This window comes from Paenibacillus sp. AGC31, from assembly GCF_057334655.1.
This window is the reverse complement of sequence record NZ_JBHFJH010000033.1, coordinates 18,521-35,020: the sequence shown is the minus strand read 5'-3', so window position 1 is coordinate 35,020 and position 16,500 is coordinate 18,521. Positions and strand designations below refer to the sequence as shown.

At 46.8% G+C, this 16,500-nt stretch carries 19 protein-coding genes; 18 read left to right on the top strand and 1 reads right to left on the bottom strand.

What is annotated here, in order from left to right; genetic code table 11:
• Nucleotides 1–152: 152 nt before the first annotated feature.
• The 15 genes from rny to ACE04G_RS20985 all read left to right on the top strand — a co-directional run bounded on the left by rny (nucleotide 153) and on the right by ACE04G_RS20985 (nucleotide 13,909).
• The gene (gene rny / locus ACE04G_RS21055; RefSeq protein ID WP_036609258.1) at nucleotides 153–1,694 is read left to right on the top strand and encodes a ribonuclease Y; all 1,542 of its coding nucleotides are present in this window, start codon (nucleotides 153–155) and stop codon (nucleotides 1,692–1,694) included.
• Between the two features lie 154 nt (nucleotides 1,695–1,848).
• Entirely contained in the window at nucleotides 1,849–2,643 is a 795-nt protein-coding gene (locus tag ACE04G_RS21050) for a TIGR00282 family metallophosphoesterase (protein WP_036609256.1), read from the top strand.
• 117 nt (nucleotides 2,644–2,760) lie between these two features.
• Nucleotides 2,761–3,021, top strand: coding sequence for a stage V sporulation protein S (locus tag ACE04G_RS21045; RefSeq protein WP_007430104.1), 261 nt, complete (start codon nucleotides 2,761–2,763; stop codon nucleotides 3,019–3,021).
• 85 nt (nucleotides 3,022–3,106) lie between these two features.
• On the top strand, nucleotides 3,107–4,102 hold the full coding sequence (locus ACE04G_RS21040; protein WP_449004588.1) for a dipeptidase: 996 nt from the start codon (nucleotides 3,107–3,109) through the stop codon (nucleotides 4,100–4,102).
• Nucleotides 4,103–4,295: 193 nt separating this feature from the next.
• Entirely contained in the window at nucleotides 4,296–4,868 is a 573-nt protein-coding gene (gene pduL / locus ACE04G_RS21035) for a phosphate propanoyltransferase (RefSeq protein WP_017689107.1), read from the top strand.
• A gap of 312 nt (nucleotides 4,869–5,180) precedes the next feature.
• Nucleotides 5,181–6,737, top strand: a complete 1,557-nt coding sequence (gene miaB, locus ACE04G_RS21030) for a tRNA (N6-isopentenyl adenosine(37)-C2)-methylthiotransferase MiaB (RefSeq protein ID WP_449004587.1) — start codon at nucleotides 5,181–5,183, stop codon at nucleotides 6,735–6,737.
• A 20-nt stretch (nucleotides 6,738–6,757) separates the two neighbouring features.
• Nucleotides 6,758–6,943, top strand: a complete 186-nt coding sequence (locus tag ACE04G_RS21025; protein WP_221824127.1) for a hypothetical protein — start codon at nucleotides 6,758–6,760, stop codon at nucleotides 6,941–6,943.
• A 93-nt stretch (nucleotides 6,944–7,036) separates the two neighbouring features.
• Nucleotides 7,037–7,450, top strand: a complete 414-nt coding sequence (locus tag ACE04G_RS21020; RefSeq protein WP_272907590.1) for a YlbF/YmcA family competence regulator — start codon at nucleotides 7,037–7,039, stop codon at nucleotides 7,448–7,450.
• Nucleotides 7,451–7,659: 209 nt separating this feature from the next.
• Nucleotides 7,660–8,064 carry a PaaI family thioesterase gene (locus tag ACE04G_RS21015; protein WP_047842517.1) on the top strand — a complete coding sequence of 135 codons (405 nt, stop codon included), beginning with the start codon at nucleotides 7,660–7,662 and terminating at the stop codon, nucleotides 8,062–8,064.
• A gap of 78 nt (nucleotides 8,065–8,142) precedes the next feature.
• The gene (locus ACE04G_RS21010) at nucleotides 8,143–8,946 is read left to right on the top strand and encodes an NUDIX hydrolase (RefSeq protein WP_449004586.1); all 804 of its coding nucleotides are present in this window, start codon (nucleotides 8,143–8,145) and stop codon (nucleotides 8,944–8,946) included.
• Between the two features lie 67 nt (nucleotides 8,947–9,013).
• Nucleotides 9,014–9,571 carry a cysteine hydrolase family protein gene (locus tag ACE04G_RS21005; RefSeq protein WP_449004585.1) on the top strand — a complete coding sequence of 186 codons (558 nt, stop codon included), beginning with the start codon at nucleotides 9,014–9,016 and terminating at the stop codon, nucleotides 9,569–9,571.
• Between the two features lie 194 nt (nucleotides 9,572–9,765).
• Nucleotides 9,766–11,220, top strand: coding sequence for a nicotinate phosphoribosyltransferase (locus ACE04G_RS21000; protein WP_449004584.1), 1,455 nt, complete (start codon nucleotides 9,766–9,768; stop codon nucleotides 11,218–11,220).
• A gap of 275 nt (nucleotides 11,221–11,495) precedes the next feature.
• Nucleotides 11,496–12,149: a hypothetical protein gene (locus ACE04G_RS20995; protein WP_449004583.1), complete on the top strand. Its 654-nt coding sequence runs from the start codon at nucleotides 11,496–11,498 to the stop codon at nucleotides 12,147–12,149.
• Between the two features lie 111 nt (nucleotides 12,150–12,260).
• The gene (locus tag ACE04G_RS20990; RefSeq protein WP_237175932.1) at nucleotides 12,261–13,280 is read left to right on the top strand and encodes an oxidoreductase; all 1,020 of its coding nucleotides are present in this window, start codon (nucleotides 12,261–12,263) and stop codon (nucleotides 13,278–13,280) included.
• Nucleotides 13,281–13,354: 74 nt separating this feature from the next.
• A complete protein-coding gene (locus tag ACE04G_RS20985) occupies nucleotides 13,355–13,909 on the top strand; it encodes a hypothetical protein (protein WP_449004582.1) in 555 nt (184 codons plus the stop codon).
• Nucleotides 13,910–13,977: 68 nt separating this feature from the next.
• On the opposite strand, the gene ACE04G_RS20980 is transcribed toward ACE04G_RS20985, so the two are convergent.
• Nucleotides 13,978–14,496 (bottom strand): MogA/MoaB family molybdenum cofactor biosynthesis protein, encoded by a 519-nt coding sequence (locus ACE04G_RS20980; protein ID WP_237175930.1) that lies wholly within the window; start codon nucleotides 14,494–14,496, stop codon nucleotides 13,978–13,980.
• 171 nt (nucleotides 14,497–14,667) lie between these two features.
• Between ACE04G_RS20980 and ACE04G_RS20975 the strand changes: the two genes are divergently transcribed.
• The 3 genes from ACE04G_RS20975 to ACE04G_RS20965 all read left to right on the top strand — a co-directional run bounded on the left by ACE04G_RS20975 (nucleotide 14,668) and on the right by ACE04G_RS20965 (nucleotide 16,452).
• Nucleotides 14,668–15,786 carry a CobW family GTP-binding protein gene (locus tag ACE04G_RS20975; protein WP_237175929.1) on the top strand — a complete coding sequence of 373 codons (1,119 nt, stop codon included), beginning with the start codon at nucleotides 14,668–14,670 and terminating at the stop codon, nucleotides 15,784–15,786.
• Between the two features lie 73 nt (nucleotides 15,787–15,859).
• The gene (locus ACE04G_RS20970; protein WP_036609230.1) at nucleotides 15,860–16,195 is read left to right on the top strand and encodes a four-helix bundle copper-binding protein; all 336 of its coding nucleotides are present in this window, start codon (nucleotides 15,860–15,862) and stop codon (nucleotides 16,193–16,195) included.
• A 122-nt stretch (nucleotides 16,196–16,317) separates the two neighbouring features.
• Complete coding sequence (locus ACE04G_RS20965) at nucleotides 16,318–16,452, top strand: hypothetical protein (protein WP_260632956.1); 135 nt, start codon at nucleotides 16,318–16,320, stop codon at nucleotides 16,450–16,452.
• The last annotated feature ends 48 nt before the right edge of the window (nucleotides 16,453–16,500 follow it).

The following is a 16,500-nucleotide window of genomic DNA, read 5'->3' as shown; positions in this document are numbered from 1 at the left end:
ACAGTGAATAGTACGTGGAAACATGTACATGTGAAATGAAAATCGGCGGGGGATCGCCGTGAGTATTCGTTATTCCCAAACATATGTAAGGTTTGAAAACTGCAAATTGACCCAAGGAATGCCTTGGAGGAACCAACGAGGAGGTGAACAGTATGAATCCTGCAATCACGATCGCTCTCGTTGTGGCCGCGCTAATCATTGGGTTCGGAGTAGGGTATTTTATTCGCAAATCTCTTGCAGAGGCTAAAATCTCTAGTGCGGAACAAGCTGCCGTACAAATCGTGGAGAACGCGAAGAAAGAGGCAGAGGCACTGAAGAAAGAAACGGTGCTGGAAGCGAAGGACGAAATCCATCGCATTCGTGCTGAAGCTGAAAAAGACACTCGTGAACGTCGGAATGAAATTCAACGACAAGAAAGACGATTGTTGCAAAAAGAAGAGTCGCTGGATAAAAAATTGGAATCACTCGAACGTAAAGAAGAGCAAGTGGCTAACAAAGAGAAACGAATTGATGAGACTCAGCAGCAGATCGAAATGATTTACAAAAACCAGGTGACCGAGTTGGAACGTATATCCAACCTCACCATGGAAGACGCACGCAGTATCATACTGTCCAACGTAGAACAGGAAGTTCGTCATGAGACGGCTCAAATGATCAAGGACATTGAACAACAAGCGAAGGAAGAAGCGGACAAAAAGTCCCGCGAGATTATTACACTCGCCATCCAACGTTGTGCGGCTGACCACGTAGCGGAAACAACGGTTTCTGTTGTTACCCTACCAAATGAAGAAATGAAAGGCCGGATTATCGGTCGTGAAGGACGTAACATCCGTGCGCTTGAAACCCTTACAGGGATTGACCTCATTATCGATGATACGCCAGAAGCTGTTATTCTGTCGGGCTTTGACCCGATTCGCCGTGAGATCGCCCGTACTGCCCTGGAGAAACTGGTGGCTGATGGACGTATTCACCCGGCACGGATTGAAGAGATGGTTGAGAAATCCCGCAAAGAAGTGGATGAGCGCATCCGTGAATACGGTGAGCAAGCTACCTTTGAAGTGGGCGTGCATGGTCTCCATCCGGATCTGATCAAAATTTTGGGCCGGTTGAAGTTCCGTACAAGTTACGGTCAGAACGTCTTGAAACATTCCATGGAAGTCGCTTATCTGGCTGGATTGATGGCTGGCGAACTCGGAGAAGACGTAACTCTGGCAAGACGTGCAGGTCTATTGCATGACATCGGTAAAGCGCTGGATCACGAAGTGGAAGGATCACACGTCGAAATTGGCGTGGAACTGGCGAAGAAATACAAAGAACATCCGGTTGTAATCAACAGTATCGCGTCCCATCACGGAGATTGCGAAGCGACTTCGGTCATTGCCATGTTGGTTGGCGCAGCAGATGCGCTCTCCGCAGCAAGACCAGGCGCACGCCGCGAAACGCTGGAAACGTATATCAAACGACTGGAGAAGCTGGAAGAAATCTCAGAATCCTTCGAAGGTGTCGAGAAATCGTACGCCATTCAGGCCGGACGCGAAGTTCGCGTTATGGTACAGCCTGAGAAGATCGATGATGCTGAAGCCTTCCGCTTAGCCCGTGACATCACGAAGATGATTGAGAATGAACTCGACTATCCGGGTCACATCAAAGTCACCGTCATCCGGGAAACCCGTGCGGTTGAATACGCAAAATAGAGTATTACGGAAAAGTGGCCGCAGTAGTGGGCCACTTTTCCTGTTGATAGCCTGTTAAAAGGCAACTACACATCATGGAGCATGAGATAGAGTCCTGCAAAGGTTCCACATTTGAAGTAAGAGGACTTTGCAGGAATTGAGGAGGCAGTAATCAATGAAAGTTTTGTTTATTGGTGACATTGTAGGTAACGTGGGACGTAAGGCATTAAAGGAAAATTTACCGTATCTGAAATCGAAGTATAAGCCACATGTGGTGATTGTGAATGGTGAAAATGCGGCAGCAGGTCGTGGTATTACCGGTGCAATCGCAAATGAGTTTTTCAACTGGGGAGTACATGGTATTACACTTGGTAATCATACTTGGGACAATAAGGATATTTTTGATTTTATAGATGATGAGCCCCGCATGATTCGTCCAGCGAACTTTCCACCAGGCACACCAGGACGAGGGTACACGGTTGTCAAAGGCGAAGGGAAAGAGCTAGCGATTGTCAATCTTCAAGGAAGAACGTTCCTGCCTGCTCTGGATTGTCCATTCCGTGTAGCTGATGAAATTGTAGATGAGCTGCGCCAAGACCATAAATGTATTTTAGTCGATATGCATGCTGAAGCGACGTCAGAAAAGATTGCCATGGGATGGCATCTGGATGGACGTGCGTCTCTCGTTGTAGGTACACATACGCATGTACAGAGTAATGATGATCGGATTTTGCCTGGAGGAACGGCTTACTTGACGGATGCAGGCATGGTAGGGCCTCGTGACGGTATATTGGGTATGGAGCGTGAGGCCGTGCTGCGTAAGTTCTACACCCAGCTTCCTGTACGTTTCGTTGTAGATGATGGCAAATGGCACTTCCATGGTGTTTTTGTTGAAATTGATGAAGCCACAGGTGCGGCAACACGCATCGAAAAAATTCGTCTGACGGAGGACGAGTGGCGCATGGAATAGGGGTATTGTCCCAATTTGCAGGGAAACCCGTCTAAAAAGAAGGAATTTTTTTGCCTCCCGCGAATAACATCTAGTAAGTGGAAACAAACTTTCAACATTCCCAGGGAGGTACTTACCATGGATGTATTAAAAGTTTCAGCAAAGTCCAATCCTAATTCTGTAGCCGGCGCTCTTGCAGGGGTTCTTCGTGAACGTGGAAATGCTGAACTGCAGGCAATTGGAGCAGGAGCACTGAACCAAGCCATTAAAGCGGTAGCGATAGCCCGGGGATTTGTAGCACCAAGCGGAGTTGACCTGATTTGTATTCCAGCTTTTACAGACATTGTGATTGACGGCGAGGACCGAACGGCCATTAAGCTGATTGTGGAGCCCAGATAATACATGCAGTATGCATTGAACCTGTTTACGATGTAGACAGGTTTTTTTGCGTTTTTTTGCAATAACATATGGAGGAGGGTTTAAGATGTCCATGTCTGATTGGCGTGTAGCTGATTTTCACTGTGATGCACTGAGCAAAATTTTGATGCAGCCTGCTCTTTCATTCCAAGATGCTCCACAACTGGATGTGAACTTGCAACGTTTGAAAGAGGGGAATGTAGGGTTGCAGGCGTTCGCCATCTATTTACCCGAAGTGCTGGGAAGAGGCAAGTTTGAACATGTGATGGGACAGTTGGAGATTTATCGTAGACGTGTAGAGGGAAGTCAGGAGCGGCCTGACGGCACACAGACGTTGTTATGGCGTGAACAGGTGGCTCAGGTGGGGCAAACAGAGGGTCCGTGGGGATTAATCACACTGGAGGGTGTGGATGGCCTGGAGGGCAACCTGTTCTATCTGGAGTTATGTTATCAGATGGGCGTTCGAATTATTGGACTAACGTGGAATTATGCCAATTGGGCGGCTGACGGAGTAATGGAGAAACGTGGAGCAGGTCTGACCGAGAAAGGGAAGCAGCTGGTGCACCAGTGTAATGAAATCGGAATGCTGCTCGACGTGTCACATCTGACAGAGAAAGGTTTCTGGGAACTGGCTGATTTGAGCAAACGTCCTTTTATCGCCTCCCATTCCAACAGTTATAGCGTGTGTCCCCATGTGCGTAATCTGAAAGATGATCAGATTCAGGCTATCATTGCCCGGGAAGGGCGGATCGGACTGACGTTTGTACCCTGGTTTGTAAAGCAGGAGGGGGAAGTACGTATAGAAGATCTGCTGCCTCATATTGAGCAATTCTGTTCTCTCGGCGGGCAGCATCATCTGATGATGGGGTCTGATTTTGATGGAATTTCAACGTATATTCAGAAACTTGAACATTCAGGACATTACCCGAGACTGACGGAAATCCTGCTCAAACACTATGATGAACATCTGGTTCGTGGTTGGTTGTGGGGGAATGCAATGAGTTATCTGGGGGAACACTTGCCAGAGAGCAATCCAAAGATGAAGGGGAAATCCATGAAATAGTGAACTGGTGCGGCGTTGAATGTGTTGAATTGAAACTAGTTTTCCAAATAAAGGAGGGGAATGATAGTGAAATAAGTGTATTTCATGAATTTTCACCAGTTCGTTTTCATTTCACTCCAAAAAGGGGTATAATACCATTGGATTGTTAAGAGCCTGAGTACAGGCCATAGATAAACAAGGAGTGAAATTTACAATGAGTAAAACAGTACCTGTGGGCGTATCTGCCCGTCACATTCATGTATCCCAAGAGCACGTTGAAATTTTGTTTGGCAAAGGTTATGAACTGACTGAATTTAAACCACTGTCCCAGCCTGGCCAATACGCTGCTAACGAAACTGTAGCGGTAATTGGTTCGAAAGGACAGTTTGATAAAGTGCGTATCCTTGGACCTGTTCGCCCTGAAACGCAACTGGAGATCTCTATGACAGATTCATTTGCGATTGGTGTTAAAGCACCTGTACGTGAATCTGGAAGCATTGAAGGTACACCAGGAATCACAATTAAAGGTCCTGCTGGCGAAGTTACAATTGATAAAGGTGTTATCGTTGCTGCTCGTCACATTCACTTCCATACTTCTGATGCTGCAAAATGGGGTATCGAGGACAAACAAATGCTGAAAGTTCGCCTTGGCGGAGATCGCGGTCTTGTACTGGAAAATGTACTGGCTCGTGTATCCGATTCTTTTGCACTGGACATGCATATTGATACAGATGAAGCTAACGCTGCTGGCGCTCGTAATGGCGACACTGCTGAAATCATCGATTAATTACATGTAATAGCTTCAGCCGCCAATTGGGGCGGTCTGAATAACATATAAACCTGAGCACAGCCAACAGAGGCCGGTTAATTACGGACCTGATGGCAAGGCTCAGGTTTTTGTGTTTTCTGAGTGTTCTTCTGCGCATGGCATGTTTCGGATTAGACGAAGGTACATACGGTTTGGATGTGGAACTACAGCCCAATTCATGCTATAATTTGCTGTAATGCTCTTTTAATGTTCCACGCAAGAAATTCATGTGGAACAGGGATGAATGTACGATTTTTTATTAATAGAGGCTGTAAGGAGTGACCGAAGGAAATGGCTAAAGACTCAAAAAAGGATTACTCCCAATATTTTGATTTCTCGGATGCCAAAGTAATTTCGCAAGATGAATTCAGCAAAAAGATAAGAATCCGGGGCCGTGAGATTAACATCAAATCGGAACCCAATCATCGTCAGGAGAAACAGCGGGGTAAGGAAGACGTTCAGGTGCTTTACGAAAATGCCGTTCCCGATGAACTGAAAAACATAGGGAAAGGCAAACATTATATTGTATATACGTATGGATGTCAGATGAACGAGCATGACTCGGAAACCATCAAAGGACTGCTTGAGTCTATGGGATATCAGGCTACAGAGAATCGCAAAGAAGCTGATATTATTCTGCTCAATACGTGTGCCATACGGGAAAATGCGGAAGATAAAGTATTTGGTGAGCTTGGTCACCTGAAAACGCTAAAACTCGAACGTCCGGGATTGTTACTTGGCGTATGCGGTTGTATGTCCCAAGAAGAAGGCGTCGTCAACCGAATTATGCAGAAGCATGGATTTGTGGATATGATCTTTGGTACACATAATGTGCATCGACTGCCACATCTAATCCAGGAAGCGCTGTTCAGCAAAGAAATGGTTGTTGAGGTATGGTCCAAGGAAGGCGACATTATCGAGAACCTGCCGAAGAAACGTGAGGGTATGCGCGGCTGGGTGAACATTATGTATGGCTGCGACAAGTTCTGTACATATTGCATCGTTCCCTTTACCCGGGGCAAAGAACGCAGCCGTCGTCCTGAAGATGTCATTGCCGAGGTTAGAGATTTGGCACGACAAGGCTTTAAGGAGATCACGCTACTTGGTCAAAATGTGAATGCGTACGGCAAGGACTTAACCGACCTGAACTACAGCTTTGGTGACTTGATGGATGCCATTCGCCAGATTGATATTCCAAGAGTACGGTTTACAACCAGTCACCCACGTGACTTCGATGATCGCTTGATTGAAGTGCTGGCCAAGGGTGGAAACCTGGTGGAGCACATTCATCTTCCGGTGCAATCTGGCAGTTCGGAAGTACTCAAACGTATGAGCCGCAAGTATAGCCGGGAACACTATCTGAAGCTGGCTGACAAAATTAAAAAGGCCATCCCGGATGTTGTGTTGACAACGGATATTATTGTTGGTTTTCCGGGGGAAACGGAAGAACAGTTTGAAGATACACTTTCCCTTGTCCGTGAAGTAGGGTATGATTTTGCCTATACCTTTATTTATTCCCCACGGGAAGGTACACCGGCTGCGGTGATGGAAGACAACGTACCGATGGAAGTGAAGAAGGAACGTTTAAAGCGCTTGAACGAAACGATCAACGAATACAGCCACCGAAGCAATGAACAGCAACGTGGCAAAATCGTTGAAGTGCTCGTTGAAGGCGAGAGTAAGCGGAATTCCGAAGTTCTGGCAGGACGTACGCGCAGCAACAAGCTGGTGCATTTTGAAGGACCTAAAGAATTGATCGGTACTTTTGTACAAGTGGAAATCACCGATCCGATGACTTTTTATATTCGGGGCAACCTGCTCTCTGAGCCGGTAGCTGCCAATCAGTAATACACACACCAATAAGATGAATGATTTTTGCACTTGGCGGGGTTACGGTTGAGCGTAGCGAAGGTGACGGAATCGATTCTGTAGAAGCGAAGCGTTCGCCTTTGTCTCCAAATTTTAACCTTGAACATTTCAATCGAAAAAATTCGGAGACAACAGCGATCAAAAGAACGATCCGACACCGCAGCGGTCACTCAGCAGTCAGCTGAACTTAGAGCAACAGTGAGTATTCATCTTATATCATCTCATAGAATGGAGCGATTTCAGTGGCGCAGGAAGAAGTGCAGTACAACCATTATGGAATGCCAACCTACGATACGCGCAATCTGGTCATACGCGACGACATTATGGGAAAAGCCAAAGAATTGGCTGATATGCTCGGAACGAGTGAGGAAGTTAGACAGTTTCAACAGGCTGAAACCAAAATTCGGGATCATGAGCGCATCCAGCAGTTGATTGCAACGATCAAGAAAAAACAAAAAGAGATTGTTGCTTTTGAAAGCTTCAAAAATGTGGAGATGGTCAGCAAAATTGAACAGGAAATTGATGATCTGCAAAGCGAACTGGACAGTATTCCATTGGTTACGGAATTCCAGCAGAGCCAGAGCGACATCAACTACTTGCTTCAACTAGTGATCTCCGTAATCCGGGATACGGTTTCTGAAAAAGTAAACGTGGAGGCTGGAACGGATTCACCTCCGACCAGTTGCGGTTAAATGACGGAAGGGTGCGGACGCTGTCCGCGCCTTTTTTGACATTACATAACCGTTAACGTGGAGTGGCTATCGCCAAGTACTCGGAATATAATTCCAAGCAAAGCTCCACGCTGTGGGGTTATTTTGTGTGGCGCAGCTGATTTTTAATGATAATGGCACATGACATCAAGAGAGCTTGATACGTACAGTGAATAAAGGAGAAATGAATAATGAGTATTTTGGACAAAATGGTGGAAGACGGAGACGGACGATTCTGGGGATTTCTCGGCTGTCGTTATATTAAAGGAGACGGAAAAGAAGTACAGATCGCATTGACAGCAGGCGAACATCATACGAACTCCATGGGGATTATTCATGGGGGTGTATTAACTTCACTGATGGATCAGGCGATGGGTATGGTTGCAACAGCAGCAATGGAAGTAGACGGCTGTGTGACAACGAATCTGAACGTACATTTTCTTGCACCAATGAAACAAGGGGAATTAACGGTGACAGCTACGGTACTGCATCAAGCAGGACGCAGTGTTACGACTCAATCGGAGGTTCGTGATGAATCGGGCACATTGGGATGTATGGCTACGGCGACATTCCGCATAGCACGCCCTAGAACGTAACGCACGAATCCCGCGGTTGACAAAAGATATTATTATGTCATAATGAAATTATCAAAATGAAAATAGTCGGTGGTGCCCATGAGCGAAAACAACGAACACTTCAATGCAGAGAGCGACGAACAAGCAGCACGTGCTTATAGTTCCCAAAAATATCGTACCCCCGATGGTGTTCCTGCGGATATCGTTATGTTCACCTTGACCAAGCGGGAACGCAAGACAGTGACGAAGACACTTCCCATCCGGGAACTGAAAGTGATGCTGATCAAGCGCAAAGGCTGGCCTTTTGCAGGCAGATGGGCATTACCCGGTGGATTTTGTCAGGAGAATGAATCCATCTACGGTGCAGCTAAGCGTGAGCTGATGGAAGAGACAGGTGTAGATGGTGGACATCTGGAGTACTTAAATGTATACAGTCAGCCGGGTCGTGACCCGAGGGGATGGATTATCTCTCACGCATTTTTCGCGCTTGTGGAAGAATGGATGCTGGATCAACGCCAAGCAGCAGATGATGCTGAGGATGTTGGATTGTTCACGATCCAGGAGGCGCTGCAAGAACTGGAACTGGCCTTTGATCACAGAACAATCATTGAAGATGCTTATCGACGTATTCAACAGCAGATGCTGGAAACGACGATTGCTCGTCAGTTTCTGCCACGTGATTTTACATTAAGTGAATTATATCAGGTTATTCAAAGTGTTGTGCCGGATTTTGAAGAACCAAACTTCATTCGCAAGATTACGTCTACCCGCAGCCGTAAAGGCATTGTGGAAGAAGTACGGGATGAAGAGGGGAACCTGGTGAGTTCCAATCAGTACTCGCAGCGTCCGGCACAGCTATATCGTTTTACAGAACTGGTACCACGTCTTTCCATCTATACGTAATAAGGTGTAGATGTGTCAATCTGATTGAATCAGGATCAACCATTTCTGGGCTAAGGGAGTGTTGACGATGAAAGCACTGATTGTCATTGATTTTACGAAGGATTTTGTGACAGGCTCTTTGCCTGTAGGTCAGCCGGCAATAGAGATCGAAGAGACGATTGCGGCTGTAACTGAGGCCTATTGTAAGAATAAACATGAAGTGATTATGGCTGTGGATCTGCACGAAGAGAATGATCCGTATCACCCGGAGACGGTACTTTTCCCACCTCATAACATCCGTAATACGGAGGGAAGACAGTTATATGGTCGTCTTGCCCAAGTGATGGAAGAACGGAAAGCGGATATTCGGTGGATGGATAAGACAAGGTACAGCGCATTCTGTGGTACAGACCTGGAACTCAGACTGCGTGCACGTGGCATTACAGATATTGCACTCATTGGGGTATGCACGGACATTTGCGTACTGCATACTGCAGTGGATGCTTACAATAAAGGGTTTCATATTACGGTATATGAAGATGCTGTTGCCAGCTTCAATCCGGCAGGACATGAGTGGGCACTTGGACATTTTCGTTCCAGCCTTGGTGCTTCGGTGGTTAAGGCGAGCGAGACAGTCCTGGCTTAATTTACTCGACAATCATGTCTGTCTGACCTAATGTTAGGAACCCGATGAATGTGCTGAATGGTGTATAGAGTTTGTACGGGAGACTTGTTTGTTAATACGATGAACAGAATCATGAAGAATAAGTCTCCTTATGTTAACCCGTGTCCACAGGTGAAATCTGCGGGCGCGAGCGGAAGTCAGAGAGGATGAGACAAATGCAGACAACTAGCCTGGCTTTACATACGGATAAATATCAGATCAATATGATGTACGCCCATTGGGTGAATGGTACACACAAACGGAAGGCAGTATTTGAAGCCTATTTCCGTAAGCTTCCATTTGGCAATGGATATGCGGTATTTGCCGGATTGGAACGGATTGTGAACTATATCAGTCAGCTTCGGTTCACGATGGACGACATCAAATTTTTATCCAAACAAGAGGAAAATTACGATCCGGTCTTTCTGGAAGAGTTGCTCCAGTTTTCATTTCAGGGGACAATTCATTCCATGAAGGAGGGTGCAATTGTTTTCCCTGACGAACCGCTCATTCGGGTAGAAGGCTCCATTATGGAGACACAATTGGTGGAGACGGCGATACTTAACTTCATGAATTATCAGACGTTGATTGCAACCAAGGCTTCGCGGATCAAACAGGTGGCACAACAGGATACCTTACTCGAATTCGGTACACGGCGTGCACAGGAAGCGGATGCTGCTATCTGGGGCGCACGTGCCTCGTATGTGGCAGGCTTCCATGCAACGTCCAATATGCTGGCCGGAGAGCGCTTCGGCATCCCAACAGCAGGTACACATGCCCATTCCTGGGTACAGAGCTTTATGAGCGAGCAGGAGGCGTTTGACGTGTATGCCAAAGTGTTGCCTGATCAGGTTACGCTGCTGGTTGATACCTTTGACACGTTGAACAGTGGGGTACCTCACGCGATCAAGACAGCCAAGAAGTTGGAGAGCCAGGGTAAAAAGATGAATGCCATTCGTCTCGACAGTGGTGACCTTGCGTACTTGTCGATTCAGGCACGTCAGATGCTGGATGAGGCTGGCTTGGATTATGTGAAAATTGTTGCATCCAATGATCTGGATGAGAATACGATTTTCAACCTGAAGGCTCAAGGAGCGCGGATTGATACATGGGGTGTCGGTACACAGCTGATTACCGCTTCTGACCAACCATCTTTGGGTGGAGTATACAAATTGGTGGAGCGTGAAGTAGACGGTACTATGCTGCCTACGATCAAGATATCTGCCAATCCAGAAAAGGTATCTACACCAGGTAAAAAGGAAGTGTTCCGGATCATTGATCCGAAACATGGCAAAGCGATTGCAGATTATATCTGCTATCCAGATGAAGAGCAGCCGCTACAGGGCGGACCGCTCAAGCTGTTCAACCCGCTACACCCTTACCTGAAAAAGACCGTTACCCGCTACGAAGCGGTAAATATGCTGGAGCCGATCTTTGTGAACGGACGTAAAGTGTATGAACTGCCTAATCTGGATGAGATTCGGGCGTATCATCGAGAGCAGATGGACCTTTTCTGGCCTGAATACCAGCGGAAGCTCAACCCAGAGATCTACCGTGTGAACATCAGCCCTGCGGCATGGAATATGAAGCAGAAGCTCATTGCGGAACATGTGAAATCCACAGAGGAATGATCTACACATAAGAATTACAGAGAGGCATAACCAGTGAGGTATACTGGCTTATGCCTTTTTAATATGATCCGAATGAGATGGACCATTGATGTAAGAAATCTCATGGACAGACTGCCAAGGTAACAGGCTATACTGGAAATAGTCATGCCCAATTCAAGAAGTTGTAGGGGAAAAGCAGTAATTATTTCTCGGGAAAGCGCAGGAGCCGCCAAATTCTGCATCGCATTGTTTCAATCCCATAGCTGTAGGGGATGAAAGTAAGAGGAGGTGCAGACATGAGATGGATATTAGGACTGGTCTGGATCGCTTTTATTGCCTATGCATTGTTGTTGGCACCGGGGCAGTCACCTGGAAGTGATCTGATATTCAAAGAACTGATCACAATGCAAAGCAAAGAACCTTGGTTACTTACGGTGTTTTCGTGGTTAGGTATTTTTCCGGCAGTGTATGCTTGTATGCTGTTAAGAACATCTGTGAAAGAACGAGGTGGCCGTGTACCTGCTTGGCCTTTTGTTATACTTTCTTTCGGACTGGGTGCTTTTGCCTTGCTTCCCTATTATGTATGGTCATCGTCCGCAAATAGAGCTTCGGGTTACGCAAGCTTACATTTTGGTCGTCAGCGAAAGTCAGGAATTGGACGGGTAGCAGCCCACAAGCTGACACATGTAGTCCTTCTGCTGTTGACGCTGGGGACGGCATTCTATGCCATGACGCAAGGTCATCCGGATGTATATATGGAAGCATTCAATCAATCTGCCTTTGTACATATCATGACGATTGATTTTGTACTGCTGACCTTACTTTCCATGATTGCGATATACAGGGATACTAAAGTGAGTCGACGTTCAGCAGCTTGGACCGCGGCAGGCATCTTCCCTATTGTGGGTCCACTAATCTATCTGTTGACGCTCAGGAGAGACAGAGCTTGATCATCAACATCTGAAGAATCCAGAAGTAAAAGGTAGCCATTAAGCTTGAATGCGAACAATTCATGTGCTTAATAGAAAAATATATAAAATCCAAAGAAGGAGTGGCTATCGATGAAAAATCATTTTAACGCATATGTTGTCCGTAAAGAAGAACAGGGCGGAGTGAAAGCTGCTATAGAGCAACTGAAGAAGGAAGATCTGCCAAATGGAGATGTAACGGTACAGGTGCAGTATTCCAGTGTCAATTATAAAGACGGACTCGCTACCCTTGAGAAAGGCGGCGTCGTTCGTGAGTACCCAATGGTACCGGGAATTGATCTGGCCGGAACGGTAGAGGAGTCGGTCAGTGGACGTTTTGCACCAGGAGATCGGGTGATCAGTACAGGATTTGAACCTGGCGTATCTCATTACGGAGGGTACAGCGAGTATGCTCGTCTGCGCAGTGAATGGCTGGTGCCTCTGCCACCGGGGCTCAGTGAGAAAGAAGCCATGGCAATTGGAACTGCAGGATTTACGGCTGCACTTTCGGTAGATGCGCTGTTACAGGCTGGAGTGACACCGGAGATGGGCAAGGTTCTGGTTACGGGTGCAACGGGTGGCGTTGGCAGTATGGCAGTTGCCATTCTGGCGAAACTTGGTTTTGAAGTAACAGCCAGCACAGGCAAGAAGGAGCAGGAGGAGCCATTGCTTAGAAACTTGGGCGCCTCAGAGGTCATTACTCGTGAAGAAGCTGATGCTCCAGCTAAAGGAGCCATGGGGAAACAGCTATGGGCGGGAGTTGTTGATCCAACAGGAGGACCAGCTCTTGCGGAGCGATTGAAACAGATTCAATACGGAGGTGCGGTAGCGGTATCCGGGTTAACTGGAGGCACAGCTTTTGAATCCACGGTACTTCCGTTTATTTTGCGTGGCATCCAGCTTATGGGTATAGACTCTGTATATTGTCCGATGGAACGTCGGGAACGATTGTGGAAACTGCTCGGCGGAGAATGGAAACCGGAGCGTGCGCTGGAACTGGGAATCCGAGAGATTTCTCTAGATCAATTACCTCATACACTGGAGACGATACTCCAAGGAGGTGCAGTAGGTCGTACGGTGGTCAATACAATATCAGATCTGCCATCCGCATAAGATTCTAAGTCCTTAGACATGCTAATTCTACCTGATTGGGTCACAGTACACGTGGCTGGAAAGGAAGGATTGGCATGTGGTTTGGTAGAAAAGGGCGAGGTCTGGTTGGAAAAACAATGAAGTCGGTACTTGTAAGTGGCGTGTTGATCACAAGTGTCTGGTCCCTGGTAGCGTGTTCGGCATCATCCATTGAACAGGAGCGGAAGGTCTATACCCGCGAAGCGACAGATGAAGGAAATATGCGGGCACAGAATCAAGGACACGGATTAAACGGTGAATTGGTGAGTGAGATCAGTAAGAGTTTTGAATCAAAAGGCATTCAGCTGATGAATAATATGTCTGCCGATGACGGCCATGGTGGGATCTCTTATATGTATTTGTTGAATGGAAGTGGCAGACACATCGTGAAAGTTCATATTTTCAGTGATAAGGCTGCACGAGCTGCCAGCATGAAACAAATGTATAGTGAGAATCGTGATGAGGCTGTCTTGGAGAATGCGCTTGGCCGGACAACGATTCGCAGCAAAGGGTACGTCTCACTCGTATATACAGCTTCTGGTGGGGAAAAGGACAAGTATGAACAGGATGTGATGCAGGTGTTCCAACATGTGCTGGGGCAACTAAGGTAAGTAGAGCGAGATACCCTTCGTACTTTACCGTACAGCTGAAAATAAACCCGAAAAACCCGTCTGATTCTTCAGACGGGTTTATATATTTCACGCATCACATGCCGTAACTCGGGCAAAATGAGTTTTTCCATGGCCAATTTGACGGCTCCTTTGGAACCCGGCATGGAGAATACAGCTGTGCGTCCAATCGTTCCAGCGACGGCTCTGCTCAGGATGGCAGCGGAACCGATATCTTCGGTGTAACTGAGAAAACGGAAGATCTCACCAAAGCCCGGAAGTTCTTTGTCCAGCAGTGAAGACACCGCTTCGTAGGTTGTATCTCGGGGTGCAATCCCTGTTCCGCCGCTAAGCAGCACGGCTTCGATATCATCACGAACAGCTGCATCTTGCAGGATGCTTCGAATGTTCTCCGTTTCATCTGGTGTGATGATGTATTCAACAATCGGATAACCCGCTTCATTCAGAAGCTGGTGCATGAGCTGGCCACTGGTGTCAGTGTCTTTAGTGCGTGTGTCCGATACTGTAACAATCATGCACGATACCGTGGTCGGAGCTTCCTGGCGATGTTGTTCCACTGAATTAGTCATGAAACTTCCTCCTTCAATCAACATGTCCTCATAGCATAGACCATCCGGTAGAATCAGGCAATGTACTGGGGAAGAGTTGAACGTTATTGCACAACGAATGCGGGATGGTGTACACTCGCTAGATATAGATAGATCAGGTTACAAGAAGGACAATCAGAGAGGTGTATACGCATGAATGAAACGATTTTAAAAGAACAATCCATACCTGTATATATACTGTCAGGTTTTTTGGGGAGTGGCAAAACAACACTGCTTGTTCAGTTGATTGAACATTGGCAACAGCAGGGTTTGCGTCCCGCAGTGGTTATGAATGAGTTAGGCGAAGTTAATCTGGATGGTCAGATTGTGGATTCCACCGTTCCGATGACAGAGATGTTAGGTGGATGCATCTGTTGTACCGTACGTGGTGACTTGGGATTGCAACTTGCTGATCTCGTTCAGGATGAATCACCGGATGTGATCATCATTGAAGCCACCGGTGCGGCGAATCCAATGGAGATTCTGGATGCGGTAACGGAGACCTCACTCTACATGCGATTGGAACTGAAAAGTCTCATTACCGTTGTGGATGCAGCACATCTATCTGGTCTGTATCAGGAGCAGAAGGGGCAGACGTTCAAACTGATGCAGGAGCAGATTCGTTGTGCGTCTGTGCTTCTCTTGAACAAAACGGATCGGGTGAGTGCACAGGAACTGCAAGATCTGGAACAGCTTTTGGCAAAATGGAATGGCTTCGCACCTGTAATTCCTACAGTGAAATGTGAGGTGGAGATGGATCTGCTGCTTCGCAGCGGGGCAGACGTGCATGTACGTGATTCAGCTTCTGAAGCAGGCAAGCCGGCTCACCAAGAGCATCATGTGCATACGGAAACCTGTGGTACACATGGCTGCAATCATGGACATGAGCATACAGATCATACAGTCCAAGGCGATGCTACGAATACTGACGCATCTCATAACCATAGTCATGACCACGGTCATGAGCATTCTGCTCCTCATGCCTCACACGAACATGTTATGGTGTATACGCATTATTTCAGTCATCCGGTGAACAGCGAAGCGTTTGAACAATTTGTATCTGCTTTGCCACGAGACGTGTATCGAGCAAAAGGCATTTTATCGTTTAGTGACACGGCGAGCCGTTTCTGGTTCCAGTATGCTTACCGTGAATCGGATTATATGAAGATCACACCTCAAGGAGATGTTCCTAATGTTGCTGTGTTTATAGGTGAACATTTTGACCAAACTGTCATTCGTGACCAATTACTGGAATTGGAAGCGATAAAGTAGGTTAGATGATTCAAAATCCCTCCGAACTGGGTATTAAGATGCATAGCAAACTTTGCCTGGGAGGTAACTTTAAATGACACAACAACAATATCAACAATGTATCGATGCTTGCCTGGAGTGCATGAATGCTTGCAACGTATGTTACATATCGAGTCTGAAAGAATATGATCTGGCGATGCTTCGTGATTGCATTCGTTTGAATCGGGAATGTGCGGAGATCTGCAGTTTTGCTGCACAAGCGATGACACGTGGAAGTGATTTCATTGCTGAAATATGCGAATTGTGTGTGAAAGCTTGTGAAGCTTGCGCTGCAGAGTGTGGCAAACACCACCATGATCACTGCCAGGCATGTGCAGAGGCTTGCCGCAGATGTGCAGAAGCTTGCCGGTTGATGGCAGCAGTGGCGTAAATATTATTTCACTGGAATATATAATTAAAACCGATAATGACCGTTGTCCCCTAAGGGAAGGCAGTGAACACAGGCATCTGAGACGATGTGCCTATGTGTTGCCTTTCAGTAGGGGATTTTTAATGCAGGTTGCCAAGTCTGATCGTGGTATGTATAATGATGGCAATGAATTGAAACGAAGAACATCAACGATCGGGAGAGTAGCCAGATCCATACATGACAGCGAGCCGGGAGAGGTGGAAGCCGGTATGACATGACCTGAGTGAACCGCACCCGTGAGATGGTTATCCGAAAAGATGAATTTA